This is a genomic window from Sneathiella aquimaris (assembly GCF_026409565.1).
Classification (GTDB): domain Bacteria; phylum Pseudomonadota; class Alphaproteobacteria; order Sneathiellales; family Sneathiellaceae; genus Sneathiella; species Sneathiella aquimaris.
Map to the genome: position 1 here is coordinate 274,733 of NZ_CP112881.1, position 25,503 is coordinate 300,235.

Sequence of the window (25,503 nt, forward strand, 5' to 3'; positions counted from 1 at the left end):
CAACTCAAAAAATGCTTGAAGTCATTAATCCATTTGACCTGCAGTCAATCGATGCAGTTCCCCTTGTTAATTGGGAAACGATTGATAAGTGGCTGACCAGCGCCACAAACCTCCACAGTGATCGACGGAACAGGTTACCTTCTTATAAGCGTATTGAGATCCTTAAAAATGCCGCTAACCTCATGACAGAGCAAACAGAATACCTTGCGCACCAAATAGCCGTTGAAGGCGGTAAACCAATAGTCGATGCACGAATTGAAGTCGCGCGGGCTATTGATGGTGTCGAACTTGGGATAACGGAGCTATCTCATTTAAAGGGCACAGAAATACCGATGGACTTAACAAAAGCAGGTTCAGGACGCATTGCATTTACCATGCGTGAGCCGATAGGTCCTGTTGTGGCCGTATCTGCCTTTAACCACCCTCTCAACCTGATAGTCCATCAAGTTGTTCCCGCTGTCGCGGTGGGGTGCCCTGTATTGGTTAAGCCTGCAGACGATACGCCTCTTTCCTGTAGATCATTCGTAAAGATATTATATGAAGCCGGTTTGCCCGAAGAATGGTGCCGCTTTACTCCCTGTGATATTCCAACTGCTGAAAAAATGGTTACCGATAAACGTGTTGCCTTTTTCTCTTTTATCGGATCCGCAAATGTTGGATGGATGTTACGCTCAAAGCTCGCCGCTGGAACTAGATGTGCTTTGGAACATGGCGGAGCAGCTCCAGTTATCCTAGATACAAATGCAGATCGCGAACCTATGATTTCCAGCATTCTAAAAGGAGGCTTTTACCATTCAGGTCAGGTTTGTGTTTCTACGCAAAGAATTTTCGCATCAAAATCCCAATCAATGGAGATTGCAGAAGAATTAGCGGCTGAAGCATCAAAGCTCATTGTTGGCGATGCGACCTTAACAGAGACGGATTGCGGTCCGCTAATTCGTACTCGTGAAGTAAGTCGTATCGCGGACTGGGTTTGCGAAGCTAAAAAAAGCGGAGCGTCTGTACTTTGCGGCGGCGATAAACTAAGTGATACTATGTACGCGCCCACTGTTCTATTCAATCCACCTCATGATATCAGGGTTTCAAACGCAGAAATCTTCGGCCCGATCATTTGTGTATACAGTTACGAGACTTTGACTGAGGCATTTGAGCAGGCAAATGCACATCCTTTTGCTTTTCAAAGTTCGGTTTTTACTGGAGACCTTGGAGTCGCAATGGACGCAATACAGCAACTTAATGCATCGGCAGTAATGGTCAATGATCACACTGCTTTTCGCGTTGATTGGATGCCTTTTTCTGGCCAACGACAATCCGGTTACAATACAGGTGGGATTGGGTACACAATGCATGACATGACCCAAGAGAAAATGGCTGTCATCAAGCTCTAAAACTTAGATTTCGCAAAAAGGATTATAGAATCCAAGGATAAAGTTTTGCTTCCTTCACAAATGCCTGGACTGCAGGTGATTGTCGATGACCTGCAACTGTGACCATTTCTACATTTCGGGTCAGTTTTGGTTTTGTAAGTGGTCTATACCGTAAAGCATCCACCGATATAGAAAACTCCGGCATCAGACAAATTCCCATACCATTCATTACCATATTCTGTATCCAGTCTTCTCGCTCACTTCTGTATGGCACCGAAACTTTTACACACATTTCTTCCAATAACTTAAAAAATGAGTTCCTAAATTCGCAGTTAAGACGATCTAGATAGCGCTCGCCCGTAAGTTCGATAATAGGAACTTGTTTAAGAGTCCGAAATCGGTGATCCGTTGGAAATACTGCAACCATCCGCTCATCATAGAGCTTAATCGTATCAAATCGATCATGCAATTTCATGGGTAAACCAAGTAAGGCACATTCAAGGGTGCCAGAAAGTAAGGCATCTGTCATGTTGTGCGGTGTAATATCATAAATTGTTAAATCAATTCCAGGGTGCCGTAATTGAAATCTTGATAGAAACGGTACAACCCGCGTTGGTCCGATGGTGCACATTATTCCCACTTTCAGAGGTGCCTTTTCCAAATTTAGAAATTTTTTCGCGGCAATTAACGCGTTTTGGGTAGTACTATCAATCTCTTGCAAATGCTCTCTCACGATTTGCCCTAAATCCGTTAAATGTGTCCTATTTCTCTCTCGACGAAACAACGGTCCACCAAGCTCATGTTCAAGTTTTTTTATCGCCCGCGTTAGAGCCGGCTGAGAAACATTGCATTGTGCTGCCGCATTCGTGAAATTTAATGTTTCAGCAGTTGCTAAGAAGTATCGAATTTGATGAAACTCCATAAATCCATCCTTTCCCATGCCTATTACACATTAAAACAATAGAAAACTGATATTTTTAATTATAGCACACTTCCGATATCTTATTGTTGTTACATCTATCATAAATCTCTTATCCCCAGCAAAATATGGAGTAAGGTATGAAGTTATCAGATCGGTCTTACATGCCGATAATAACATTAGTTTTTTTGCTATTGTTGTCAGTCGCATTGGCAGTATCTGCTCGTGCCGAAACAAAGGAAAGTCGTAAAAATTTTGATCTTGCCGTAGATGAAAAAGGTAAAATTCATTTACCCACTGTCAATTTCCAAAGAGACTGGACGGCTCTAGGAACTTGGGCGATTGCGGCCGAAGAAGGAACACAGGGTTCTGAGGGGTTTCATATTGTGTATACTCAGCCAGGATCGGTGTCAGCATTCTTGAAAACAGGTACCTTTCCCGATGGTACAATTATTATCAAGGAACTCTATGAGGCAACATCCCAAGAAATGACTACAGGAACCGTAAGCCATGCAACGATAACAACCGGATGGTTTGTTATGATAAAAGATACAAAAAACCGGTATCCCCACAATACGTCTTGGGGCAATGGCTGGGGCTGGGCTCACTTCGATGTTGATGACAAAAAAAATTCAACTTCAGTTGATTATCGAGACGCCTGTTTGAGTTGTCATGAACCTGCAAAAAATACAGATTGGCTGTATTTACAGGGGTATCCAATTCTAACAAGAAAGTAATTGAATCATCCAGTAAACATGATACTCAACACTGGGTGTCGAAGAGTCTTAAACAACGCCCTCTTCCAGGCTGCGAACAAAAAGTGACGCAAAATAGACCGGCCTTTGTGATGGACGCTGAACCTTCCTTAATTACTCGAGAGCTAAATTAAATAGACGATGGTTAAAATTTCTTTTATTTTTACGTTATGCTTTTACTTATTATTTCAATCTTACTCATAGTATTAATTGGGTTTTCAGCTCACCGGGCAAGCTTGTGCTCTGTAAGCGCAGTAGAAGAAATAATAACGACGCGACACGCCTTCATGTTGCTTAGTTTTATCAAAGCGTCGGTCTGGATTCTCGGTATCACATTAATTCTAACTGAAGTATTTTCCCTGTACCCATTGCAGGCTTATGGCTGGCAAGCATCCGTGGGTACGATGATTGGAGGGTTAATATTTGGGACTGGCGCCGCGCTCAACGGCGGTTGTGCCGTTTCAACGTTAACCCGGCTCGGCAATGGTAACCTCGGTAAACTTTTGACACTCGCGGGTTTTTTTATAGGGGTTTTATGTTTTGATTTTTTGCAGGCAGAAAAGCTGGCTTCTGCACCTCTGCCAGCGCCCACCATATTCGAGATAACCAGCAATTGGAAAATATGGTTAGCGGGAAGTATTTCTCTATGGATGTGCTGGGAATTAGGTCGACTAATGCGGACGCATCTAAATCGTTCCTTTTTTAGGGATTTAATAGCGCCAAGATACAAATTATCCAGTGCCGCCTTCATTATTGGAGCCAGTAATGGGTTCTTGTTTTTTCTCTATGGCATTTGGTTGCATACCCGGTTAATGGGAGAAATGGCAAGACATCTTGTTTTTGAAGCGCCCAGCCCCGATCCATTGTTAGGAATTTTATTCTTTGCACTCTTAACGGGGATTTCAATTTCCGCTCTTCACTCTCGACGGTTTTATTTAGAATGGCAACCTAACGTTAAATGGCTTTTATATTTCACTGGTGGTATTTTTATGGGCATCGGCAGCGCTGTTATGCCAGGTGGAAATGACGTAATTTGGCTAAGCGCATTGCCATCTTTGTCCCTACATGCTGTCCCAGCGATCTTTTCGATTTTAGTTGGGATTGCAGTCACATTATTTGCCCTTCGGTATGTTGGCCTAAATATTCAACATGTCGACTGTCGGGGGGATATGTGTAAGGTCGGGGACACCCCTTAACCGCAGTCGACACGTTCCTTTTCTGATCATAAAAGGTTTTTAATATCCGAAGAAAACGTCGGGTAAGCAAACATTTCCTCCTTCATTTGAGTGGCCGTAATCCCGTGACGTATCGCAAAGGAAAACAAATGAATAAGCTCCTCTCCTTTATGTCCAACTAAGTGAGCACCCAAAATTCTGTCAGACTTGGCTTCAACAATCACCTTTGCCCAAGCGACTGTTTCCGCATAACTTTTACTTGAAAACCAATCAGTCATGTCATGAGTATTGATTTTCACATCCAAACCATCCTCTACCGCATCTTTTTCGGTTAAACCAACACTACTAACGGCTGGGATGGTGTAGACAGATGTAGGGATGATTTCATAGTCAGGTGTTTGCGTTGGGCCGTAGACAATATTGTTTCCAACTACCTTTCCTTCATAGGTGGCAATTGGCGAAAGTTGCGGAGAAGTTACAAGGCAGTCCCCACATACCCAAATTGAAGGGTTGGTTGTTGACCGCAAAAAGCTGTCGGTTTTTATTGCAATCTGATCATGTGCAATATTTGCCGCCTCCAAATCAAGTGTGTCAACATTAGCTATGCGTCCCGCGCCGTTAACTACCTGGTTTGCACTTAACGTTAATTTCTCCCCTTCATGTTTGTAAACAACGCTTAATTTATCCTCATTTTTCTTTATTTCTGTTACAGATACTCCAGTTTTTATTGTTATGCCGATGCGTTCGCTCTCCTGTAGAATTGCTGCAACGGCACCGTGGTCTATCCGCGGTAAAAGTTGTGGCATTGCTTCTAAGATAGTTACTTTAGTTCCCGCCCGGGCATAAATATGCCCAAATTCCATGGCAATTACACCACCACCAATAAAAATGACTTCTTCCGGTTGATATTCTTGCGAGAGAACGTCGTCCGATGTAATTGTTAATTCTGAGCCAGGTATTGACAGAGGGCGTGTTTTGGACCCTGTTGCAATTACTATGTCATCCGCAAAAAGTATCTCGCCATCGACTTCTACTGAATTGGGCCCGACAAATTTAGCGGAGCCAAAATAAACGTCTCCGCGCCTTTTTGCAACGCCCTCCATTGCATTCGGTATGAAACCAATCATATTTTTTTCCCGCTGAATCAGTTTGGCCCAGTTGAGTTTTACGTTTCCGACTTCAATTTCGTGAACTCTGGCCATTTCTATCTCGTGGAGAGAGTTGGCAGCCGCAACCAATACCTTTTTGGGAGTACAGCCTCTATTCGGGCAGGTCCCGCCAAAGTCCCGCTCTTCAATGAACGCTATTTTTTTGTTAGCGTCATGTGCAACAGTGGAAACACCGAAACCTGCATTGCCGCCACCGATAATAATTATATCATACTTTTTCATCATTGATTTGAACTCACTTTAGAATTTGTACCCGAAAGAAAACACCCCGCGGCCCATTCAATTGTGGCCAAAGCGTTCATAACCTTGGCACAAAAATGCGGGCCCTTTAGCAGAGTGATACAGAATATGTGCAACCTAACGCGTTTAAGCACGTCTTTCTCTGCAGCGCATTTATGCCGAAGAAACGAGATTGTTTCCAATAGCGTTTAGGCATTATTTCCATGCCTATTACGTGGCTCAAAAAAGAAGTGATCATCAATGCGTTTTCAAATTGTTGTTAGATCAATTGTTTTAACTGATTGAACAACAGCAAGATCATTGACCCTTCCTGCCGGAACAAAAAGGTGAAGGACGACCATTTGACATGTTAGTTTTTAACCGTCGAATAATTCCTAAAATGATGGCAAGAATGTTTGTGAAACTCTTCAGAATGCACTGCGACCAAACCAAGATGTCATGGTTTGTCCCAATACTGGTAGGTTTTGGCCTATTCAACAGTATTCGAAACTTGCATTGAAACTGAAGAAATTCCAATCGCTTAATGTAGGATCGCATAGGAAAAAACGAGGCCAACCAATAATTCGTTCCAAGAAAACACCGAAATAGTCAGTGAAAAATGGACATCAGGTCGCCAAATAAAAGATCAAGATCAATTCGTGGAATTAATCCTAAGACGTCATCATAATCTCGCCTCAGGAAACACCTTAGTAGTTTCAAATGAAAATCGTGGATCGGACATTCAGTCAATCGTGGGGCACTTGAAAAATACCAAGTTTGTCCATCTTTACAAATTATATACCCGTCCGACAGGATGCCCCCTTCTCCCAAGTCGGTATCTTGCATAGATAAACCATCGGCGGCACAAGAAATTTCTAAAATGTTCATCAATCAGATGAATCATTTGAGCTTCACCTTCACCTAAATATCCCAGCAAAATTGGCCAACCAAGGCACGGAACTTTTGCAAAGCAAGAGAGTTCCCAGATCCTGAAACTGACGCAAAAACTACGCTTCTTGTCAAATCCAACCCATTTACCGGACGTGTAAGAATGCCCTCTGCGGTAACCGAATGTTTCGGCAGAATACAAACTCCGTCGCCACTAGCGACAATTTTCTGCACCCAGTCTTCGCGCTCAGAAGCGAATCTCGGTTCCATTAAAATGTCCTGCTTCATGAAGTATTCAAGAATTCTTGATCTGAACTCACAGTGTAAACGATCTACATATGTCTCTCCCCTTAGCTCGGATAATGGTACATCTTCATAGGCTGAAAATTTATGACACCGGGAACTGGCCACATGAAAAACTTCTTCGAAAAGATGGATTACAGAAATCTTTCTATTTTCCATGGGCACGTCACCAATAAAGCAGCCATCCAGACTACCTGATAGCAATGCATCAATGGCTTCAAGTCGTTGAATTGGATGCAGGCTGATCTCAAGTGATGGTATATTTCTGAGGGCAAAATTTATAAACTGCGCGATGGTCCGGGAAGAAACTGTTGTGGAGACACCCAAATTTAATATCAACCTGTTTCCCGATGTATGGTCACCAGCGAGTTCCAAAATACTTTCTTCAATTTGCGCAATTTTCGTAAATTCGACGAGAACTTCACGACCTAAAGCGGTTAGACGAGTATTCTTACCATCTCGAAAAACCAAGCGGCCCCCAAGTCTTTCCTCTAATTTAATGATGGACTTGGTAAGACTTGGCTGCGCAATATTACTCAACTTAGCCGCCTCAGTAAAATTTAACGTGTCCGCCAAATTCAGAAAATATTTGATCTGAGATAGTTCCATCTCTATCACCCCCACTTCAGTACTAAACAATCAATACTAATAATCGGACTTTAATTACTCAAAGACGTTAAGCTCTCGCTTAACCAACCAACCCTTAATCATTAAAAAAATATATGAATAATGGTCGATCTTTGGTCCAATACAGAGAGGAATAAATTTATTCGTGGCATAATACCAATACCTAAAAGCTATTTATTTTATGCCTTTTAACTAACGCTCCTTATTTTTTGGAATATCAGCAATCATTAGTATCTGTAACACAATAAAAGCTAAAAAAACGCAGATGTTTTTGTTAAGCATCTCAATTTTACTCACCATACAGAGTAATGAGACGTTCACTGTCAAACAACAACTTATCTTATGTAAGGTGGAAAAATGCAGCTGCTCACTCCATTGGGAGGCGGAGTTGAAGCAGCTGCCTTCTCCTCCAGTGGGGGCGTAGAGGAGGAAAACTTAAAGCTTCAAAAGTATTGGTTTCTTGAGTTTATTTGATTAGGGAGTTCAGTTTCTAAAGTCACAACACTCGGAATTGGAAACATCCTTTATACTTTCAAAACGGTTCATTTTTTCACCCCTAAATCAGTGTATGATCAAACAAGTTTATTCATTATTGCCAAATCTGTTTTTAGTGTTAGTTGATCAAAAAAAACTCACTAAAACATATTCTTAAGTCAAAAAAGTCATCTGTCTAAAGCCAGTTTTTCAATCTGTCGCATATTCTACTTCCGTTCTTTATGTGTTGTAGAGATTCCTGTATCCAAAGATGAAATGCAACACACGAATGCTTATCACAGACAACTTGCAAACTAATTGAGACGGTCAGCAAATATTAGATTTTTAATCTGAACGTTTTTGGTGAGGCACCATATTTTTCAGAGAATGCGCGCGTAAAGGCAGCAGAGGATTGGTAACCAGACAGAATTGCAATTTGTTGTATAGAAACATCATTCTGCCTCAGCAAGGTAACGGCTTTTTGTAATCTCCAATCAGTCAAATACGATATAGGTCCTTGACCAATTAGAGCTCCAAATCGCTCGGCAAACCGGCTTCTGGACATTCCTACCTCTTCTGCCAAGCGTTTTACAGACCAGGAGATTGATGGATCGTTATGTATCAACTTTAAAGCTTTATTAATATGCGGATCCTGCATGCCACGAAGAATACTCTTCGCCTCAGTAATGTCGCTGAGACAACTCCTTAGTATTTCAATAAACAGAATTTCGTAAAGACGCCTAAGCGAACCTTGCGTTCCTCCATTCAGATCAAAGTTATGTTTGCTGATAATCTTCAAAAATTCACCAAGCCACAAATTCTGGTTTCGCATGGGAACAGTTACCAGAAATTCGTCTGGGAAGAAGCTGAGTATTGGAAAATTTGCTTCATTTCTAAACCCAAAATAGCCGTATAGTATTTCGGTCCTGTTCTCCAAATCCATCTCACTTGAGACACGCTCTGTATTGCCAGAAAAAGGGGAAAGGCTGATGTCGCGCTCTTCGGAGGTGCCGTCAATACTGGGTATACTAGACACATTATGGGACTTACCATCAGCAATGAGAAGCAGTTCACCTGGTTGAAGGGTGATTGTTTGTTTATTCGATAAGGTAACATTGCAGTGGCCTTTCAGCACCAAATGAAAACGAACCAGATGGCGGTGTTTTGGTAAGGTTACAGACCATTGTCCGTTATGAACCTTTTTACAATAGCCCGTTTTCTCCAACTGCACTGTGTCAAAAATATCAGTCAATATATCCATCGTATAAAGGCTATAATTTTAACAAGATGCTCTCAAATAATTTATTTTTCCTAAACCGAAGTAGAATGAAAGGTTCTTATAAAAAATAGAAATCGTGAACTCAGGTCGCAGGGACTGACTCAAAATGTTTAAGGAGTGCACTTCCCCAACTTATTGAAAAAAAAGACTAAATTTTAATCCAGTTGGTAGAGAATCAGTATCATCAAAAGGAGATCGCGTCGCATAGTATATCTTTAAGCTATGGAATAAATTTCCTAAAGCGATGGTATTGCAGAAACAAAAAAGTTTAGAAGTTTGGTGGTGCAAGATCTGGTGCTAGATTAGATAACAGCATTAAAATCTTGGAAACAGCACCTCGCTCAACAATTTTTAAAATAGAGGTCAGGAAAATCAACAAATGTCGGTAGCACAATCCTCAGCAATGAATTTAAAGGATTGTTTTACATAAATCTTTCAAAAATTTGTAGAACTCGAAGATTAAAAAATGGTGCCAGTCCGCGGGAAAGAATTTAACTAACTAGTATTCATTTAACTATTAACAGGTTGTTTTATAATATTTATTTCTTCTTCATCTGCAAATACTACTACCCACGCCAAGTGGAATATTTTGTTTCTAACCTGTTATAGCAGCGAGATGACATGGATATCCCAAAATGTTGTAGGTTTCAAAGTAAAGCTAGACGCGTTAGGTATTTACTGCGAAATAAATATTGAGCATGTGGACACTAAAACAACCGGATACGACTCTGCCGTCTAAAACCTGCTGCTCAACAGGTACACGCACAAATTCTTCAATAACCAGTTTGATTTAATTGTATAGCTGAATGACAATGCTTTGCATTTCCGCATTGACCCTCTCCCCATAACTTGGTCCATTTTGCAGTTAGTGTTTTTGTTATAAGCAACGGAGGCGCTTATGAAACGCAGATTTACAGACGAACAGATTATCGGGGTTTTGAAGGAGAATGAGGCTGGCATTACGGTAAAAGAACTTTGCCGTAAACACGGGATGTCGGACGCAACTTATTACAAGTGGAAAGCTAAGTTTTCAGGGATGGAGGTAAACGAGGCACGGCGATTACGTGATCTTGAAGATGAGAACCGTCGGCTGAAGAAACTGGTTGCCGATCTGTCATTGGACAAGATGGCCTTACAGCAAGTGCTAAAAAAGATCTGAGCCCTGAAGATCAACGCCGGGCGGTGACAATCTGCAAAGATTTGGGGTTAAGTGAGCGGCATTCTTGCAAACTGGTGAGAATGCCGTGCTCAACAATTCGCGACAAGTCTATAAGATCACTTGAAACGGCTCTGCGAAAGCGATTGCATGAACTATTGGACCGGTATCGCCGTTTTGGCCATCCGTGTTTGCATGTGTTGCTACGGCGAGAGGGCTTCAGGGGCAATCACAAAAAGACCCACCGTATTTATGTGGAGGAGGGTCTTCAGGTGCGCAAGCGTGGCTCTGCCATCGCGCGTCACCCTCTGGTCTTGCCCTCACGGCCGGGACAGATATGGAGCATGGACTTTATGAGCGATCAGCTTTCCAATGGACGGCGCATTCGGTTGTTCAATGTGATTGATAACTTTACCCGCCAATGCCTTACCATGGTCGTTGAAGTTTCGACCACTGGTCAGCGTGTTGCCAGAGAACTGACGCGGCTTATTGATCTGCATGACAGATCGGAGTTTATTGCTTGTGACAATGGGACCGAATACACCTCATTGTTGATGTTCGACTGGGCACAGCGGTGCGAAGTTAGTCTGCAATTCATTCAGCTTGGTAAACCTAGTCGGAATGGTTTTTGTGAATCGTTCAATGGTCGGGTGCGCGATGAATGTCTGAATGAAGGCCTATTCTCGAACTTGGCTGAGGCGCGGATGATCACTGCTGAATGGAGAAACGCTTATAATTCGGAAAGACCACATTCCGCTCTTAACTGGGCGACACCAAATGAATTCGCGAAATCCTGTTCTGGATTAATCCAGAACAGGATGGACAAGGTCGCATGAGCCTGTCATGCATAATTTACTAACTTCTCTCTGGCGTAGTGTTGGGGAGAGGGTTAGGCCCACTGAATCAAGAACAATCTCTCACAAAATTCCGCTATTTGGACCCGCTGACATTGTTGTGAGACAATTTTTAGTATAAAAACTATTCATCAAACATTTTATCTCACCTTATGCGAGATAGAAACTTTTCAACTTCGGTTTTTAATTCTTCAGCTTGGTTTGTTAGTTCGTTTGCTTCATGTTTAATATTAGCGGCGGCTTCGCCTGTTTCTCCAATTGCCTGAGTCACATCTGATATATTTGCAGAAACTTCAGAAGTTCCATAGGCCGCCTGTTCTGCACTCCTAGAGATTTCAAGGGTGGCTGCTGATTGCTCTTCTACAGCTCCCGCAATACCTGTCGCAATTGAATCAACTTTTCCTATAATAGTACTTACTTCATTGATAGCACTAGCAGCGGTTGCTGTTGAAGACTGAACCTCTGTAATTTGGCTACTAATTTGTTCCGTTGCTCGCGCAGTTTGGTTGGCCAGGTTTTTTACCTCAGCTGCCACAACTGCAAATCCCTTACCATTATCACCAGCACGGGCAGCTTCAATGGTTGCATTGAGAGCCAACAAGTTCGTTTGATCAGCAATGTCTGCTATTAGTTCAATAACCTCACCAATACGTTTTGCGGATGTGACCAGCACCTGAATGGAATCATGGCTTGTTTTTGCTTCTTTGACAGCAGCAGCAGAAATACTAGAGCACTCAGAAACCTGACGGCTGATTTCAGTAATTGAGTTGCTAAGTTCAGCTGAAGCAGTAGCCACTGTTTGTACATTCGTAGAAGCTTCATCAGAAGCTGAAGCGACAATGAGAGATTGCTTGTTAGCACCGTCAGCGGTTGACGCCATTGTTTGGGTGGACGAAAGCAATTGAACAGCTGAATTGGTAACATAACCAACAATTTTGCCAACATTTTCTTCAAATTCATTTGCGAGCCGCATTGTGAAATTCTTCCGTTCTTGCTCACTTTTTTCGCGTTGGGCGTTTTCAAAATTTGCTTTTTGTTTTCTATTGTTTTCCTCTTCTAGCAGCTTGCGGGCTTTGTCCTTTTGTTTTTGTTTTTCTTCTTCTGCGAGTCTATTTGCTTCCTCTTTAGCACGTTCCTGCCGTCTTTCCTCCGCTTTCTCTCGCTCCAAGGAAGCTGCAGCTAAACCTGTCTGCCAAGTCTTCAATTTCTTGAAGAGTAAAAGCCAAGAGAGAACAATGATCCCGACACCAGTCAATGATGCCCACTGATTAACTGTTTCTTGGTCTTCTAATTGACTCCGTTGAGTGTCAATAAATCTTAGAAAGTTTTTTCTAAAGTTTGCAGTACCCGAAGAAAGGGAAATTTTAAGATTGTCATACTCGGAACTATTTAGAATATTTAACGCTTCTTTCTGGTTGCGTTTTTCTGCAAGAGTTAGGACACTATTTTCTAAAGAAACTAACCTATCATTAGAAGAACCAGTTTGTTCATTGAATTTCTCCATTAGATTTATTGGCGCGACTTTAGCAATCCTATCTATCGCTTTTTCCATTAGAGGCACAGTTTGGATATACCTGTCTATCCATACCTGGTCACCTGTAGTTGCGGCCATTTTAGTCGACATCGTCAAGATCTCGTCTTGTAAGGCTATTTGACCGAGTGCCGATTGGGCTTCTGAAACAAGAGTCGTTAAGTTTTTCTGTTCTTTATTGGTCTCAACCTGTCTCAACATCAACCCTGACGGAACAAATAAACTAATAATTAACATAGTAAACAAAGTATAATAGGGAAACTTCATGCTATTTTCTTGCAATCTTTCACTTGTTAACATACTTTACTCCCCTATTTTATAAACAATATACTATCAACCATTTATTTTAATTAACTATTTACGTTATCAATGAAACATTTATTTTTATGTACTATAATAAATGTTTATATTTACTTTTATATTCTTTGGCCATGTTGTAAAAACTCTGTAATACGATTGCACTCTCGGTCCCTGAGACAGAAGTAAAAACAACTAATCTTTCAGTTCCAAACTATTTACAGGACCAGGAATAAGATCCTCAGATACCCCTGAGTGTTTTTACAACATAGAAATACCATCAAATCGAGCACCAATTTGCTGCATCCAACCTTCTTTTATCAATGCAAATCTTGGAAACATTTAGATGTCCTACCTCATGAAATACTCGGATTATTCTGGACCTAAACCCACACTGTAATCTGTCCACATAGATCTCAGCCCTTAACTCTGATGCAGGTACAGTTTCATATGCTGTAAACTTGCGGTTCTTGAAATAAGCAATGTAGAACTCTTCCTCAAACAGATTTATTATTGATAATTTTCTGTTTTCCATCGGAACATCTCAAATAAAGCAACCGTCAAAGTCACATGACAACAAAGATTTAATAGATTTAAGTCGCTGAATTGGGCGCAGATTGAACTCCAGCTCAGGAATGCTTGATAAAATTAAATTAATAAACTCTGATATTATTTGAGAGAAAAATGCTGTAGAAACACCAAAATTCAGCTTTTGTTTATTTCCGAAAACGGTTTCTTCAGCTAACGTCCCAATTACTTCCTCTACCTGTGATATCTTTGTAAATTCAATCAGCACTTCACGATCGAAGGCCGTCAACCGAGTATTCTTCCCATGTCGAAACACTGACTGTCCACCTAACTTTTCTTCTAGTTTTACAATGGATTTGGTAAAACTTGACTGCGCCACATCGTTCAATTTCGCCGCCCCAGTAAATCTAAATGTATCCACAAAATTAAAAAAAATTTTATCTGAGATAGTTTCATTTCACTAATCTCCACTTCCGCACTAAACAACTACTTAAACCAATAAAAAGATCTATCCACCTAAATTGCCCGGGTTAATCTCGAAAATGACAATAAAATTGTTGTGTCGAAAAGGAGAGTAAAGAGATTTCAATTTTTATACCAATAGCTAAAAGCTATTTTTGTTATGTGTATTGATTGTTAGCTCTCATGTTGAAAAATAACGAACTGGATTTTTGGTGCAGACTTAAAAACGTAACAGAGATTGTTATTACAGGATTTGAATAGTATCCGTCTTAATCAAGTTCTTTTTGGTGTCCATTCTCGGTTCTGTTTTACAAGCGTGTTTGCAAGTAAGATCAGCTTCCTCATGATTGCTGTAAATGTAAGTTTCTGTGGCTTACCGGCTTTTATGAGTCGCTCATAGAATTGTTTCATGTCTGGGTTATGCCTTGCTGCAACAACTGCCGGCACGTAAAGTGGACTTGTCCCGTTTTAGTTCCGTGTCCCTATCTCGTTTAAGCTACTTTTTGATCAAATTCGATTAGGCTTTTTCCTCCTAATGTTGAATGTCGTCTGCGGGGATTATAGAAGCCGTCGATGTAGTGAACGAGTGCTGATTTAAGCTGCTGCATTATCATAACAATTTCCCTTTCCACTCATTGATGGCCTTATATTGTGTTGATGCAAACGCTTTTGATAATCGTGAGAACAGTATTGGCTTCCACCTGAAGGCGGCGCTCTGAGGGCAATGACATTGTCCAGCGCACGCATGGTAAGATCAAGCTTGAGACGGTCACTGGTAGCCCAACCAATAACACAGCGAGAATTCTAAATTAAAGAAGCTTCTAGCGGAGCAGATGATGGATGTTTCGACATTGCGCGAGATGCTCGGAAAAAACTTCTAAAGCCCAGTGCGAGGAGAAATGCCGTGGACTGGGCTATCAAAGAAAAAGAGTATTCTCAACGTCGTGCGTGTCACATTGTGGGGATAGATCCTCGTGTTTATCGCTATAAATCCAAGCGTAGCGATGATGAGGATCTGCGCTTGCGATTGCGCGAACTGGCATCGATACGGCGCCGATTTGGCTACCGTCGTTTGCATATCCTGCTGCAACGGGAGGGTGTTCATGTAAATTGGAAGAAGCTCTATCGGATTTACAAGGAAGAACGCCTTACTGTGCCTAAACGCGGCGGTAGTAAACGTGCTTTGGGGACGAGAGCCCCCATGGCGATCCCGCAAGGGAGAAACCAGCGTTGGAGCCTGGACTTTATCTCTGACAGCCTGATCGATGGTCGGCGCTTCCGTATTCTGTGCGTGATTGATGATTTTGGCCGGGAATGCCTGGCGGCTATTGTCGATAACTCTCTGTCGGGTATTCGAGTTGCCCGGGAATTGGACAAGATTGCTGAAGTCCGGAAACATCCCTGCATGATTGTCTCGGACAATGGCACGTAGTTCACATCAAACGCTATGCTGAAATGGCAAGAAGAGACCCAAGTTGAATGGCATTATATCGCTCCGGGAAAACCAATGCAAAACGGGTTTGTTGAAAGCTTCAATGGACGGCTGCGAGACGGATGCCTGAACGAGCATCTCTTCACCAGTTATCATCATGCCCGCAATATCATCGAAGAATGGAGATCCGACTATAACCAGAACCGACCACATTCGAGCCTGAATTGGCTCACGCCACTAGAATTTGTAAATCGATCCACTATGGATCATAACAGGAACATAACTAACTTATGAATGAGGATAAGTTGGGGAGCACGTCATATCCAATGTCGTACTCAAGGCCTCAGGAAACCCCGCCGCAATATTTGTTGTAGGCCTTCCTTTTTATCAATTTTAGATTGTAAAACACTATTGTTCGAAACAATACTTTCTTCAACAGGTTTTTTAGCGTAATTCGTGAATCAATTTGGGGTGTATAACCACTAATAGTTGGTCAAAATTACTCGAAGACCATGTAAAGTATAAGTTTTAGACATTACGCATACTGTTTTCCGGGGGAATAAAAGGTGGATTATGAAACAGGTTGGACATAAATTCCTCCGTTCCTAGGCTCTCAAAGATATAGTTGAGGGCGACCGTGATCAATGAAGCCCTGAGATGGGGCCCTGCAAGTGGGGTCTCAAAAATCGTTGAGGAATTAGTAGTCGATTAGCCAGATTACAAGACTAGCTTGTTGACAGCAACAGCTTAGGCCGGTTCTGGAAGGTTTCCATCGATCACAAACAGATCCCTTGGAAATTCCACGAATTGGGTTCGGTCAAGTTTGAGGACCACCCGGCTTCGCGTGGCTTCACAATAGCATTTTAGCATTTGAACAGGCTTCTTTGAGATTATCCCTGCGGGCTCAAAAATGGCGATATTTAAGCCTGCCTTGGGGCAGCGCGCTGACTGATAGGTAATCCCCTGGATCTCGGCTGCTCTTAGCTCACTGCCGAGCGCCTGGGTTGGCTGATAGTTGGTTTTGTGCTGTAGGGTGTCTGTGGAGGCTGTAAAGGGCGCTTTAGTCAGATCGAGACCATGCTCACATTTGAACCTGACTGAAAAAAGATCATAGCTTGCCCGGATCATTGGATTGGGGAACTCCTCCTCAACACCTTCCAAAAATACGAACCGGTAATAGGTCAGTTCTGCTGCCGCTGTTTCCTTTAGGAGGGATCCATAGAAGATGGACATCTCATGTTGGGCCCCAAAACGCGATCCCCATTTTAAGGGAGGATATCTGAATGGGGTGGCAAGTAAGTAGTCATCTGGCGCCGTTTTTGGACAGGAGGGCTTGGTCGCATCCAGTAACTCTTCAAGCCGCATTTGTTCATCAAGGGTTTCAACCAGCTCCATGGTGGCGATTTCTGACTGGCCCTCAACAACTCGCCAAAGGAGACCCTTGAGGGTCTCGGGTTGAGCCTGGCTTAGAACCTCTTTCCACTCAGATCTTTCCACGCATGCCGTCCAGGTAAATGAGGACGCTATTCAGTCCCTGTACCGACTTAATAAGCTCCCTTGGAATACCGTTCAGATGTTTATTGCGTGTTCCAAACCAGTGCTTCATGTTTTTCGGATCCCCGCCGACCAGCGTGTGCAGAGCGCGATAGCAGCGAACAAAGAGAAGAGCTAGCTCCCCAGTCTTTGTTGTAGGGTCAATACCGCGATTGATGGCTGTCCGATCCCGTCCAATTATCTTGGCCAGTTCCTCAAGCGGGATCCCAAGATTAGAGGCGGCATTCTTGGCGGCTTTGGCCAGGATGGCTTTATCATCTACTTCAATTGCTTGTTGCTGTAGTGCCATAACGCTGCCCTTATAAATAAAGATGCTTCAGCTACATTCTAATCAACATTGATGTAATTGCATCATAAGATTTAGTGTGTGTAAGCTTTGTGGTCAAGGAATTGTTATTTTGGGATACGCTGAGTAGACAGGCGGTTTTTAAAAATTATCTATTTTGATTATTTGATTTTGATCTAATCTAGCTCATAAACTAAAGTTCGCAGGTTCAAATCCTGCCCCCGCAACCATACTTTCAAAAAATATACAAATGATAGCAGTGTCTTAGGCCGTAGGTTCAAAGCGGGCTACGACCAAACTATCAACCAAATCCGAAGACAGTATCCTTCAGTGTTAAAAGCAGGCATCGTTACTTTTATTGTCAAAAGACAGAATGTGATCCAAAGCGATCCTGACCGTTCACATAGCTGAACGACAACTATGCGGATTAAGGTGACCAAACTCAAATATCGGCCAACTGCTGAACTGGGCGGGAAGCGGACGTTGACGCCTTCAAGCTAAGCATTGTCAAAGCAAGCCAAAGCAGAAATAACATCGGCAATATTAAAGGAACTCAAACTTACCGTTGTGTGCCAAAATCGGACATTTGAATAACATCCAGTTTTATGCAACACCTACTATTCATTTTTTTGATATCTTTCGATAACTAGGAATATACCGCCAACACTTGGTGATCTAAATTGATGGGCTTGAAAATATTCACACCTACTTCGCTCAAAGCGCACCAGCAAGAGTGGAAAACTTTGCAGATGATCATCCAGTGAAATATAACTTTTTTTGAAGCATCACCTTCACTAGTAAATAGGCCGCCATTTCTAAAATAAGGAGCGAGGGTTTCATAATTTTTGTGATCCTGTAACACCATAAATTCAACCGTTATCCCGCACAGCAGGAAAGTTTAGAAACCTCCATATCAAATGTCTGGGCCGCTAATTTCAGCCCCTCTACCGTTGTAAGGTAGGGAAATATCATGTTTCCAAGTTCGGTATATGTCATGCCCTGTTTGATTGCGAGGGCTGCTGTCTGAATACTATCTGCGCCTTCAGGTGCAATAATGTGGGCGCCTAGTAATTTTCCATCTGAGCGATCCGCAACGAGCTTAATTAGCCCCTTTATGTCACGAGCAGCAAGGGCCCGTGGAACATTGTCCAGAGACAGAACAGAAACCTTAGTATCCACTCCACGAGAGCGGGCGGCGGCCTCTGTAAGTCCAACACTAGCAACCTGTGGATCAGTGAACACGACAGAAGGCATTGCACTGTTATCGTAACTACGACCACTGTCGCCCATGGCATTGTGAGACGCTATTTTTGCGCCATAAGCAGCCATATAAACAAACTGATCTACTCCTGTCACATCACCAGCAGCATAAACACCTTCTTTGGTGGTTCTCATTTGTTCATCAATATGAATGGCTCCACTAGCTGTACAAGCTATTCCTTCTTCTTCCAGTCCCAAACCATCAATGTTTGCCTTGCGGCCTGCTGAGAACAATATTTTTTCCGCATTTATGGCCTGTGTTTTTCCGTTTATAGACACTGACAATGAAACCTCACCGCTTAGTGAAGAAACGCTATCATATGAATTAACTTGCAGAACTGTGATGCCTTCTGCTTCAAAATACTCAGCAATCGCTTGGCTAATTTCAGGTTCCGCTTCAGGTAATAGGCTGCTTCGAAATAGCAAAGTGATTTTCACCCCAAGTCTTGAAAACATTTGGGCAATCTCACAGCCAATATATCCTCCGCCAATGACCATCATTGATTCAGGTAAAGCTTCAAGCTCAAAAGCGGTTGTGCTCGTTAAATATGGTGTATCTTGCACGCCTGGAATAGGCGGGATAAACTCATGTGATCCAGTCGCAATTATGATTTTTTTTGCTTTAATATGTCTGTTTCCGACTGTTACGCCATCATCAACAATACGCGCTGCTCCTTCGATATAGGAAACGCCACTATAATTTGCCAAGACATCAATATACTTTGCCTCTCGCAGTGAAGAGACCAATTCATCTTTCTGATCTCTTAACAATTTCCAGTTTTGAAGCTGCCCTGAAGCCTGCACACCTCCAAATCGATTTGCACTATTTGCCTGATGAATTGACTCAGCAGCTCTGATCAAGGCTTTAGAAGGGACACAACCAACATTCACACAGGTGCCGCCAATTGTACCATTGCCAATCAGAGCAACAGTCGCACCTTGATCAGCCGCCGTAATGGCTGCTGAAAAACCCGCAGACCCCGCCCCAATAACAGCAAGATCATACTTGCCATTGGCTTTTTTTACTTCGCAACAACTATCACTCATAAACTCGTCCCCGAGGTTTTTTCACTATTTTTTTGACGGCGATAAACAGCATAAAAAGTCAGTCCAATAAAAAATAAGAGAGCAGGCATCAGGACATAGTCCACCCAGCCGAGAACCGCAGATAAGCCGACGGCTCCAAATAAAATGACAAGAACAGGGGTAAAGCAGCAAAGAGCGGCAATAACAGAGCCAACAATACCAAATTTGAAAAGATTTTTATCTCTCATGATATTTACTCCATCACTTTTGAAGGAAATCCTGCTGATGCAGTCGCCTTTGTTAATGTCGTTGTTTGAGTTTCTTGATCATCAAACGTAACAACGGCTTGTTTCTTTTTAAAAGAAACATTCACATTTTTTACACCATCTACTGATGCTAAAGTGTTTTTAACGATGTACGGACACGACGCACATGTCATGCCACTTACCTCTAACGTAACTTTCTGTTCCGCAGCAAAGCTCATATTGAAAGGCAGTAGGCTTAAAACAGCCACGCCCACAACTATTACAGTTTTCATGTTAATTTCCTTTCTAAACATCAAGTAAAACAGGGGCGAGGTAAGGAAATGCAAGCGCCCCCGCGACAAGGATTGTTGCGGCCCAAAGAAAGAATTTTACTATTCGATTTGGGAGCGGTCGCGCACAAGCGGTTCCATCCTCACAAGCTTTCTTAGGCTTTCGGTATACGAGCCAATAGCCATATCCCAAAAATCCCAATGTGATCGTTGCAAATAATGGTTGATATGGAGAAAGCGCCGTCAGATTTCCAATCCAAGCACCACCGATCCCCAAACTGAATAAAACGAGCGGTAAGATACAGCATGATGAGGCGGCAATAGCTCCAAGAACGCCTCCTAGTGCAACCCACCCTTTACGCTTGTCTTCATTTTTCTCATCGTTGAGATTTTCAAATTTGCTGACTTGAACCACTAAAATATCTCCAATACATCATTTACAGCCTTGTTCTAATATGAGTATAGTGTCTGTAGTTACTACAGGTTCAAGGATTAAATTTTAATGGCATTTGAAATCACAGATGCACCGATCACGAGAGGTGTTCTTGCCAAGAAGGCTAACTGCCATATCGAGACTGTGCGCTACTATGAAAATATAGGGCTTTTATTGCCGCCAAGTCGCACAGAAGGGGGACATAGGCTTTACAAAATTGATGATCAACGGCGTTTACGGTTTATTTTACGCTGTAGAGAGCTTGGATTTAACATCGACGAACTACGCAGTTTGTTCTCTATCGTTGATACAAACACTTACACCTGTGGAGAAATTAAAAGTTTATCAACGGATCACTTAAAAAGCGTGCGAGACAAGATTAAAGACCTGAAACGTCTGGAAAAAACACTATCTGGTATTTTAAAAAATTGTACCGGAGGCGAAATTCCCGAATGCCCGATTATAGACTCTTTGTGGGCTGACTAAACGAAACGATATTTAATTAAATGCGAGAATATTTGCCGGGATGTAAACGTCGACTTTATTTCATTTTCTATCATTAAGAGTATTTAATCAAACCTGTTCCTGAAAGTCAGCTTTGGAGAAACTCAAAGTACAAAACAAATAGGGTTCTAAGGTCGGCTAAGGGCCGTTTGTGACCAATGATGCATCAAGAACATTTCGACATTAAGGGCACAGAGCAGACGTGAATGGCAGTTTATCTCACTATTTTGACCGATATTTTGATAGATTGTCGTTGCTTGCGTGCCCCCGCAACCAAACTTTCAAAAAATATACAAATGATAACAGTATCTTAGGCCGTAGGTTCAAATCGGGCTACGACCAAACTATCAACCAAATCCGAAGACAGTATCCTTCAGTGTTAAAAGCAGACATCGTTACTTTTATTGTCAAAAGACAGATTGTGATCCACAGCGATCCTGACCGTTCACATAGCTGAACGACAACTATGCGGATTAAGGTGACCAAACTCAAATATCGGCCAACTGCTGAACTGGGCGAGAAGCGGACTTTCGCTGCGACAGCAAAGATGTCGGCCTGATCATGATAAGCTGACCTAAACTATGGGCTCAAAATCTACGACTTTACACGCGTTCAGTAGGGGGTCTCAGCAGCTTCTAACTAATTCTAATGACCGCTGGTTTGAATGTTCTTGAGTTGATTGATTTGGCTTTGATGCTAAACGCTGATAGACTGTTATGGGGCTATTCACTTCATCTTAAGTGGGTGAAATCGAAAAATTTCAAGAGGACTAAAATGGACAAAGCCACAATCGAAAAGTTAGCCCAAGCACCCATCGAGTTTGTTGGGCGAATCGCGGCTCCTGGTGGTGTGACGACTATTTTTCTGAAAGCCGAAGAGCCGGAAAACTTCTGCAAAGACCCAGAAGGATACTTCGCGCTTCAGAATGGTGCCACCAAAGAAGAATACTTGCAGTGGGTTGAGATAGATGGTGAGCCACGATGTGGGGCGACTACTTTGAAGGGGACCCGCTGTGCCAATATGGTGAGCGGCGGTATCCAATTGAACTTAGACCGCTGGCTGCAAGAGGAAGGTGGATTTTGCCAAGTTCATGGTGGCGTTACCAGCGAAGAGGCACGACCCAAGCGCTGATGAAGATGCACTAGCCGGAAAATCAATATCCAACCTTAAAAAGCTAATCCAATGAATTTAAAACAGTTTTCTTAATGCGACTGATTACAGGAAGAGATAAATTTGTTATTTGACGTATTCATATGTCATGCCAGTGAAGACAAAGAGGATCTTGTTAGACCGCTGGTAAACTATCTGAGCGAACAAAACCTAGCTGTCTGGTATGATGAATTTTCGATGTCAGTTGGCGATAGCCTGCGCAGATCGATTGATAAAGGTTTGTCGAAATCCCGGTTCGGAATTGTTGTGCTCAGCCCGGATTTTTTAAAGAAAGGTTGGGCACAACGGGAACTTGATGGCCTTGTCGCCAGACAAGTCTCCGGCAATCATCAGATTATTCTTCCTGTCTGGCACAACATATCAGTTGAGGAGATCATGGAATACTCGCCTCCTTTGGCGGACACTTTGGCCACCAATAGTTCCAACGGAATCGAACAAGTTTGCAAAGACCTGCTAAAGGCAATCAAGCCAGAACAAAGCCCACTCATCATAGCGCGAGATATCCTAATCAAACATGGAGTCCAACCTCCTCTGATTTCTGACGAGTGGTGGCTAGATTTAGCACAGATGGCTGAGAGCTATAGCATTGGCATGCACAATTACTCTTGGACATTCCCGTTGCCGGGGGAGTTTGAACGTGGCGAAAAGCGTGCCGAAAATCTTGCATGGGCTGCAATGCAATGGGATTGGTCTTCCTTTGCTGAAAGCGAAAAGATTAACCACACTACCCATCCCGAATTGGTCTTGGAATTCATCCAAGATTTTCCAGGACTTGGGGGCATTTGCGTTCAAAACCCAGAATACCTAGCGTGTTATGCCCCGCAACTTACCATTCCAGGATTGGGCGGAGATTTTGAGGCGGTTTTTGAAGAGAAGCTTGGGGCACTGATATCCGATGAAAAAACCAAAAGTATGAAGACAATCGACCGGAAGCCGCCTTTGTGCGTGAAAGAATACGCACTTAGACATCCGACTTTCGGAAACTTTCACCCCTGGGAAATAGCTGACTTTGTTGTGAGTGGCAGAATGGGACGACATAACCCACAGTCTTTGGGTGACTTCGAATACCTGATCTGGCTATTGGCTGATGACAGTTCTTGGATGCCAGAAAGGGTGAAGCATTTTATAGCTGAAGGAGTGGCACAGCGGGGTCTTATTAACATGTCTCGCGGATCACGTCTTCATTTGGATGGCCCATTCATTGAGGAGTTGTACAGAGTAAGTGCTAGCAATAAAGGGCGCGATTTCAAGTTTAGTAAGAAAGTTGTGCAAGACCTAAAACAAATCGTTGAATGGACTCTCGTCGATCTAGAGAGTTCTACGCCGACAGAAATCGTTTATGAACGAATGATGGAATGGGGTGTTGTGGAGGCGTACACTCGGCACCAGCGTTGGATAAGGGATAGACGCCGTGGCTTGTAACCGAGGTAAAGCTACACCGAATTCCGCTACCAAACTAAAGCTGTTCACTGACTCCGCCGGGTTTTGTCAGAATCCGGAATGCAACCTAGCTCTATTCCCTGACGGTTTTGACGGTTACCCACATATGGCTGAGATGGCGCACATATTCGCTGCAACAGATGGCGGACCAAGAACTGATGAGAAACTTAGTAAGGAAAAACGTGGGAGCTATGAAAACATCATACTGCTGTGCGCCAACTGCCATACTCTTGCCGATAAAACCCCTGAGCATCACACTACTGAGCTGATGATTGCTTGGAAAGCGGAACATAATTCGAAGCGTGAAAGGGCATTTGGTATTCAAACACTTACTTCCCGATCTGAGCTGCGGACAGCATTGACTTCGTTGCTAACGGAAAACGCCACTGTCCATAAAGAAGTTGGACCTGACAACGATTACCGCTTTAACCCAGAAGCGCATGAGGCCGTGGCTTGGAAAAAGCGCGTCAAATCAACAATAATACCCAACAGCCTTAAGATCCTGGCATGGTTGGATGCAAACCACTCTTTGTTGGAGGCCGATGAATTGGAAACAGGTGAGAAATTCCGATTTCATGTTCAGGGTTTGATGATGAAACATTTGGAAGGAGAAAATTTGCCGAACTCTCGTTTTCCAAATGAAATGAATGACATAGGAAATTGATAATGCCAGATAACTTCATCCAAAATCTACTGCTAAAACATGATGAGGTCACATGTATAGTCTGGCAATCCGACAATTTGGTTGAAATCTTTAGAAAGAATTATCCACCATTTCAGGCCGCTATTTTGAAACAAAAAATAGTGACCCCTGAACATGTCCAACCTTTTTTGGATACTCCCGTCTCAGTAGTCGTAAATTTTCCAAAAGTTGGTAAGTGGACCGGAGGTGCGATTGAGCTCTGCGAAGCCTCCTGGCAGGCATGGGGGCAATGGGGTGTCCTTTTACGTGCTATCAACAATGAGACCCCACAATCTACAGAAAATCCCGAGATTGCTTTTAGTAGAAAAGCACTGGGACAACACAGTAGAGTTAAAAACATTAGCTTCGAGTTCGATCACCTACTTTTGATTGAGCACGACCTCGGCAACACTCTGAAAGTTGCCTTGCTGTATGAATATGACCTGACCGGAAATGATATTCGCAATACTTGGGAAGAATTTGGAGCATTTGACATTCTGCTAAAAACAAATCCGAACGGCTCAATCCTTGAAGATGCTTATGATGTTGCTGAGACGTTGGGCACAAAGGTATTTGGAATAAGGGACATACTTTCCTATCTTGCTAAGGGCAATTTTTGACAATGAATGCGATTTTGCGGGACGCTGGGGTTGTCATGATGATCGACGATTGTCAGAGTCTAAGGCAGAATTTGAACTGGTACGTATTTGGATCGGTAATAAGAAACATAGAATCACCTTCGGACATTGATATCTTGTGCGTAGTTAAAGACCAAAAAACCATGCGATTGGTCAAAGAACGATGTGAAAAGCATCTTCTTTGCGCACCAATCCACCTAAGGCTGTTAACAGAGAAAGATGAAGAAGCCCTGCATTTTTTGGAAAAGACGCCGGTGCAGCGCATTCTATAAGTTACGATAACTCGTTACTAAGTTTGACCGAACAGGCAAGTTCGAAAAGTTGATTTTGAAGCTTAACGATTAGCGCAAATCCACGTAATTTTGCCATAGTGGGTCAGCTAACTTCCGAGCCAGTGATGGAGGTCAGCTATGGGGAAAACACGTGGCAGCGTCAGACAAGCAGACCAACGTCCGCTCAGGGCCGTTTGTGACCAATGATGCATCAAGCACATTTCGACATTAAGGGCGCAGAGCAGACGTGAATGGCAGTTCATCTCAC

21 protein-coding genes and 4 pseudogenes are annotated in these 25,503 nt (G+C 42.7%); 11 read left to right on the forward strand and 14 right to left on the reverse strand.

The features are described from left to right. Window positions 1-11: 11 nt before the first annotated feature. Complete coding sequence (locus OIR97_RS01350; RefSeq protein WP_169543939.1) at window positions 12-1,388, forward strand: aldehyde dehydrogenase family protein; 1,377 nt, start codon at window positions 12-14, stop codon at window positions 1,386-1,388. A 22-nt stretch (window positions 1,389-1,410) separates the two neighbouring features. Here OIR97_RS01350 and OIR97_RS01355 read toward each other — a convergent pair whose 3' ends face one another. Beyond that, a complete protein-coding gene (locus OIR97_RS01355) occupies window positions 1,411-2,289 on the reverse strand; it encodes a LysR family transcriptional regulator (RefSeq protein ID WP_169543940.1) in 879 nt (292 codons plus the stop codon). A gap of 137 nt (window positions 2,290-2,426) precedes the next feature. Between OIR97_RS01355 and OIR97_RS01360 the strand changes: the two genes are divergently transcribed. Both OIR97_RS01360 and OIR97_RS01365 read left to right on the forward strand, forming a co-directional pair. Then, window positions 2,427-3,023 (forward strand): cytochrome P460 family protein, encoded by a 597-nt coding sequence (locus OIR97_RS01360; protein WP_169543941.1) that lies wholly within the window; start codon window positions 2,427-2,429, stop codon window positions 3,021-3,023. A 305-nt stretch (window positions 3,024-3,328) separates the two neighbouring features. Then, window positions 3,329-4,237 carry a YeeE/YedE thiosulfate transporter family protein gene (locus tag OIR97_RS01365; RefSeq protein WP_246201887.1) on the forward strand — a complete coding sequence of 303 codons (909 nt, stop codon included), beginning with the start codon at window positions 3,329-3,331 and terminating at the stop codon, window positions 4,235-4,237. Between the two features lie 26 nt (window positions 4,238-4,263). Here OIR97_RS01365 and OIR97_RS01370 read toward each other — a convergent pair whose 3' ends face one another. The 3 genes from OIR97_RS01370 to OIR97_RS01380 all read right to left on the reverse strand — a co-directional run bounded on the left by OIR97_RS01370 (window position 4,264) and on the right by OIR97_RS01380 (window position 9,157). Beyond that, window positions 4,264-5,610 (reverse strand): dihydrolipoyl dehydrogenase family protein, encoded by a 1,347-nt coding sequence (locus OIR97_RS01370; protein WP_169543943.1) that lies wholly within the window; start codon window positions 5,608-5,610, stop codon window positions 4,264-4,266. A 915-nt stretch (window positions 5,611-6,525) separates the two neighbouring features. Further along, the gene (locus OIR97_RS01375; protein ID WP_246201960.1) at window positions 6,526-7,404 is read right to left on the reverse strand and encodes a LysR family transcriptional regulator; all 879 of its coding nucleotides are present in this window, start codon (window positions 7,402-7,404) and stop codon (window positions 6,526-6,528) included. A gap of 829 nt (window positions 7,405-8,233) precedes the next feature. Further along, window positions 8,234-9,157 (reverse strand): AraC family transcriptional regulator, encoded by a 924-nt coding sequence (locus tag OIR97_RS01380; RefSeq protein WP_267177760.1) that lies wholly within the window; start codon window positions 9,155-9,157, stop codon window positions 8,234-8,236. A 916-nt stretch (window positions 9,158-10,073) separates the two neighbouring features. Here OIR97_RS01380 and OIR97_RS01385 point away from each other — a divergent pair. Further along, window positions 10,074-11,167 (forward strand): annotated as a pseudogene (locus OIR97_RS01385) (IS3 family transposase). A 163-nt stretch (window positions 11,168-11,330) separates the two neighbouring features. On the opposite strand, the gene OIR97_RS01390 reads toward OIR97_RS01385, so the two are convergent. The 4 genes and pseudogenes from OIR97_RS01390 to OIR97_RS01405 all read right to left on the reverse strand — a co-directional run. Next, window positions 11,331-13,016: a methyl-accepting chemotaxis protein gene (locus OIR97_RS01390; protein WP_169543946.1), complete on the reverse strand. Its 1,686-nt coding sequence runs from the start codon at window positions 13,014-13,016 to the stop codon at window positions 11,331-11,333. Between the two features lie 541 nt (window positions 13,017-13,557). Beyond that, window positions 13,558-13,920: a hypothetical protein gene (locus tag OIR97_RS01395; protein ID WP_407696689.1), complete on the reverse strand. Its 363-nt coding sequence runs from the start codon at window positions 13,918-13,920 to the stop codon at window positions 13,558-13,560. A gap of 356 nt (window positions 13,921-14,276) precedes the next feature. Continuing rightward, window positions 14,277-14,456, reverse strand: a pseudogene (locus tag OIR97_RS01400) (IS110 family transposase); the annotation flags it as partial. Window positions 14,457-14,494: 38 nt separating this feature from the next. Beyond that, window positions 14,495-14,807 (reverse strand): annotated as a pseudogene (locus OIR97_RS01405) (DDE-type integrase/transposase/recombinase); the annotation flags it as partial. On the opposite strand from OIR97_RS01405, the pseudogene OIR97_RS01410 reads away from it, so the two are divergent. After that, window positions 14,801-15,729, forward strand: a pseudogene (locus tag OIR97_RS01410) (IS3 family transposase); the annotation flags it as partial. The pseudogenes OIR97_RS01405 and OIR97_RS01410 sit on opposite strands and share 7 nt — an antisense overlap. Before the next feature lie 453 nt (window positions 15,730-16,182). Here OIR97_RS01410 and OIR97_RS01415 read toward each other — a convergent pair. The 6 genes from OIR97_RS01415 to OIR97_RS01440 form a co-directional block, all read right to left on the reverse strand. Continuing rightward, the gene (locus tag OIR97_RS01415) at window positions 16,183-16,932 is read right to left on the reverse strand and encodes an RES family NAD+ phosphorylase (protein ID WP_169543948.1); all 750 of its coding nucleotides are present in this window, start codon (window positions 16,930-16,932) and stop codon (window positions 16,183-16,185) included. Beyond that, window positions 16,919-17,278 (reverse strand): MbcA/ParS/Xre antitoxin family protein, encoded by a 360-nt coding sequence (locus tag OIR97_RS01420; protein ID WP_169543949.1) that lies wholly within the window; start codon window positions 17,276-17,278, stop codon window positions 16,919-16,921. The genes OIR97_RS01415 and OIR97_RS01420 overlap by 14 nt, the downstream gene beginning before the upstream one ends. Window positions 17,279-18,151: 873 nt before the next feature. Then, window positions 18,152-19,582, reverse strand: a complete 1,431-nt coding sequence (merA, locus tag OIR97_RS01425; RefSeq protein ID WP_169543950.1) for a mercury(II) reductase — start codon at window positions 19,580-19,582, stop codon at window positions 18,152-18,154. Beyond that, the gene (gene merF, locus OIR97_RS01430; RefSeq protein WP_169543951.1) at window positions 19,579-19,809 is read right to left on the reverse strand and encodes a mercury resistance system transport protein MerF; all 231 of its coding nucleotides are present in this window, start codon (window positions 19,807-19,809) and stop codon (window positions 19,579-19,581) included. Before merF ends, merA begins: the two co-directional genes overlap by 4 nt. A 5-nt stretch (window positions 19,810-19,814) precedes the next feature. Further along, window positions 19,815-20,099 (reverse strand): mercury resistance system periplasmic binding protein MerP, encoded by a 285-nt coding sequence (merP, locus tag OIR97_RS01435; protein WP_169543952.1) that lies wholly within the window; start codon window positions 20,097-20,099, stop codon window positions 19,815-19,817. A gap of 13 nt (window positions 20,100-20,112) precedes the next feature. After that, a complete protein-coding gene (locus OIR97_RS01440) occupies window positions 20,113-20,511 on the reverse strand; it encodes a mercuric transporter MerT family protein (RefSeq protein WP_267177761.1) in 399 nt (132 codons plus the stop codon). 87 nt (window positions 20,512-20,598) lie between these two features. Here OIR97_RS01440 and OIR97_RS01445 point away from each other — a divergent pair, with 87 nt between their 5' ends. From OIR97_RS01445 to OIR97_RS18755, 6 genes are all read left to right on the forward strand, one after another. After that, complete coding sequence (locus tag OIR97_RS01445) at window positions 20,599-21,015, forward strand: MerR family transcriptional regulator (RefSeq protein ID WP_169543953.1); 417 nt, start codon at window positions 20,599-20,601, stop codon at window positions 21,013-21,015. Between the two features lie 666 nt (window positions 21,016-21,681). After that, window positions 21,682-22,164 carry a hypothetical protein gene (locus OIR97_RS01450; protein WP_169543954.1) on the forward strand — a complete coding sequence of 161 codons (483 nt, stop codon included), beginning with the start codon at window positions 21,682-21,684 and terminating at the stop codon, window positions 22,162-22,164. A 102-nt stretch (window positions 22,165-22,266) separates the two neighbouring features. Continuing rightward, window positions 22,267-23,625 (forward strand): toll/interleukin-1 receptor domain-containing protein, encoded by a 1,359-nt coding sequence (locus OIR97_RS01455; protein WP_169543955.1) that lies wholly within the window; start codon window positions 22,267-22,269, stop codon window positions 23,623-23,625. Between the two features lie 124 nt (window positions 23,626-23,749). Then, entirely contained in the window at window positions 23,750-24,307 is a 558-nt protein-coding gene (locus OIR97_RS01460) for a hypothetical protein (RefSeq protein WP_169543956.1), read from the forward strand. Between the two features lie 2 nt (window positions 24,308-24,309). Next, on the forward strand, window positions 24,310-24,945 hold the full coding sequence (locus OIR97_RS01465; RefSeq protein ID WP_169543957.1) for a hypothetical protein: 636 nt from the start codon (window positions 24,310-24,312) through the stop codon (window positions 24,943-24,945). A gap of 38 nt (window positions 24,946-24,983) precedes the next feature. Then, a complete protein-coding gene (locus OIR97_RS18755) occupies window positions 24,984-25,235 on the forward strand; it encodes a nucleotidyltransferase domain-containing protein (protein ID WP_407696690.1) in 252 nt (83 codons plus the stop codon). Window positions 25,236-25,503: the final 268 nt, after the last annotated feature.

Excerpts from the sequence above, each read along its gene's own strand:
- merA (WP_169543950.1), bottom strand. The coding sequence starts at position 19,582 with ATGAGTGATAGTTGTTGCGAAGTAAAAAAAGCCAATGGCAAGTATGAT.
- OIR97_RS01365 (WP_246201887.1), top strand. The coding sequence starts at position 3,329 with ATGTTGCTTAGTTTTATCAAAGCGTCGGTCTGGATTCTCGGTATCACA.
- OIR97_RS01420 (WP_169543949.1), bottom strand. The coding sequence starts at position 17,278 with ATGGCACTACAGCAACAAGCAATTGAAGTAGATGATAAAGCCATCCTG.
- OIR97_RS01390 (WP_169543946.1), bottom strand. The coding sequence starts at position 13,016 with ATGTTAACAAGTGAAAGATTGCAAGAAAATAGCATGAAGTTTCCCTAT.
- OIR97_RS18755 (WP_407696690.1), top strand. The coding sequence starts at position 24,984 with ATGATCGACGATTGTCAGAGTCTAAGGCAGAATTTGAACTGGTACGTA.
- OIR97_RS01370 (WP_169543943.1), bottom strand. The coding sequence starts at position 5,610 with ATGATGAAAAAGTATGATATAATTATTATCGGTGGCGGCAATGCAGGT.
- OIR97_RS01375 (WP_246201960.1), bottom strand. The coding sequence starts at position 7,404 with ATGGAACTATCTCAGATCAAATATTTTCTGAATTTGGCGGACACGTTA.
- OIR97_RS01460 (WP_169543956.1), top strand. The coding sequence starts at position 23,750 with ATGGCTGAGATGGCGCACATATTCGCTGCAACAGATGGCGGACCAAGA.
- OIR97_RS01445 (WP_169543953.1), top strand. The coding sequence starts at position 20,599 with ATGGCATTTGAAATCACAGATGCACCGATCACGAGAGGTGTTCTTGCC.
- OIR97_RS01465 (WP_169543957.1), top strand. The coding sequence starts at position 24,310 with ATGCCAGATAACTTCATCCAAAATCTACTGCTAAAACATGATGAGGTC.
- OIR97_RS01360 (WP_169543941.1), top strand. The coding sequence starts at position 2,427 with ATGAAGTTATCAGATCGGTCTTACATGCCGATAATAACATTAGTTTTT.
- merP (WP_169543952.1), bottom strand. The coding sequence starts at position 20,099 with ATGAAAACTGTAATAGTTGTGGGCGTGGCTGTTTTAAGCCTACTGCCT.
- OIR97_RS01350 (WP_169543939.1), top strand. The coding sequence starts at position 12 with ATGCTTGAAGTCATTAATCCATTTGACCTGCAGTCAATCGATGCAGTT.
- OIR97_RS01450 (WP_169543954.1), top strand. The coding sequence starts at position 21,682 with ATGACCGCTGGTTTGAATGTTCTTGAGTTGATTGATTTGGCTTTGATG.
- OIR97_RS01380 (WP_267177760.1), bottom strand. The coding sequence starts at position 9,157 with ATGGATATATTGACTGATATTTTTGACACAGTGCAGTTGGAGAAAACG.
- OIR97_RS01355 (WP_169543940.1), bottom strand. The coding sequence starts at position 2,289 with ATGGAGTTTCATCAAATTCGATACTTCTTAGCAACTGCTGAAACATTA.
- merF (WP_169543951.1), bottom strand. The coding sequence starts at position 19,809 with ATGAGAGATAAAAATCTTTTCAAATTTGGTATTGTTGGCTCTGTTATT.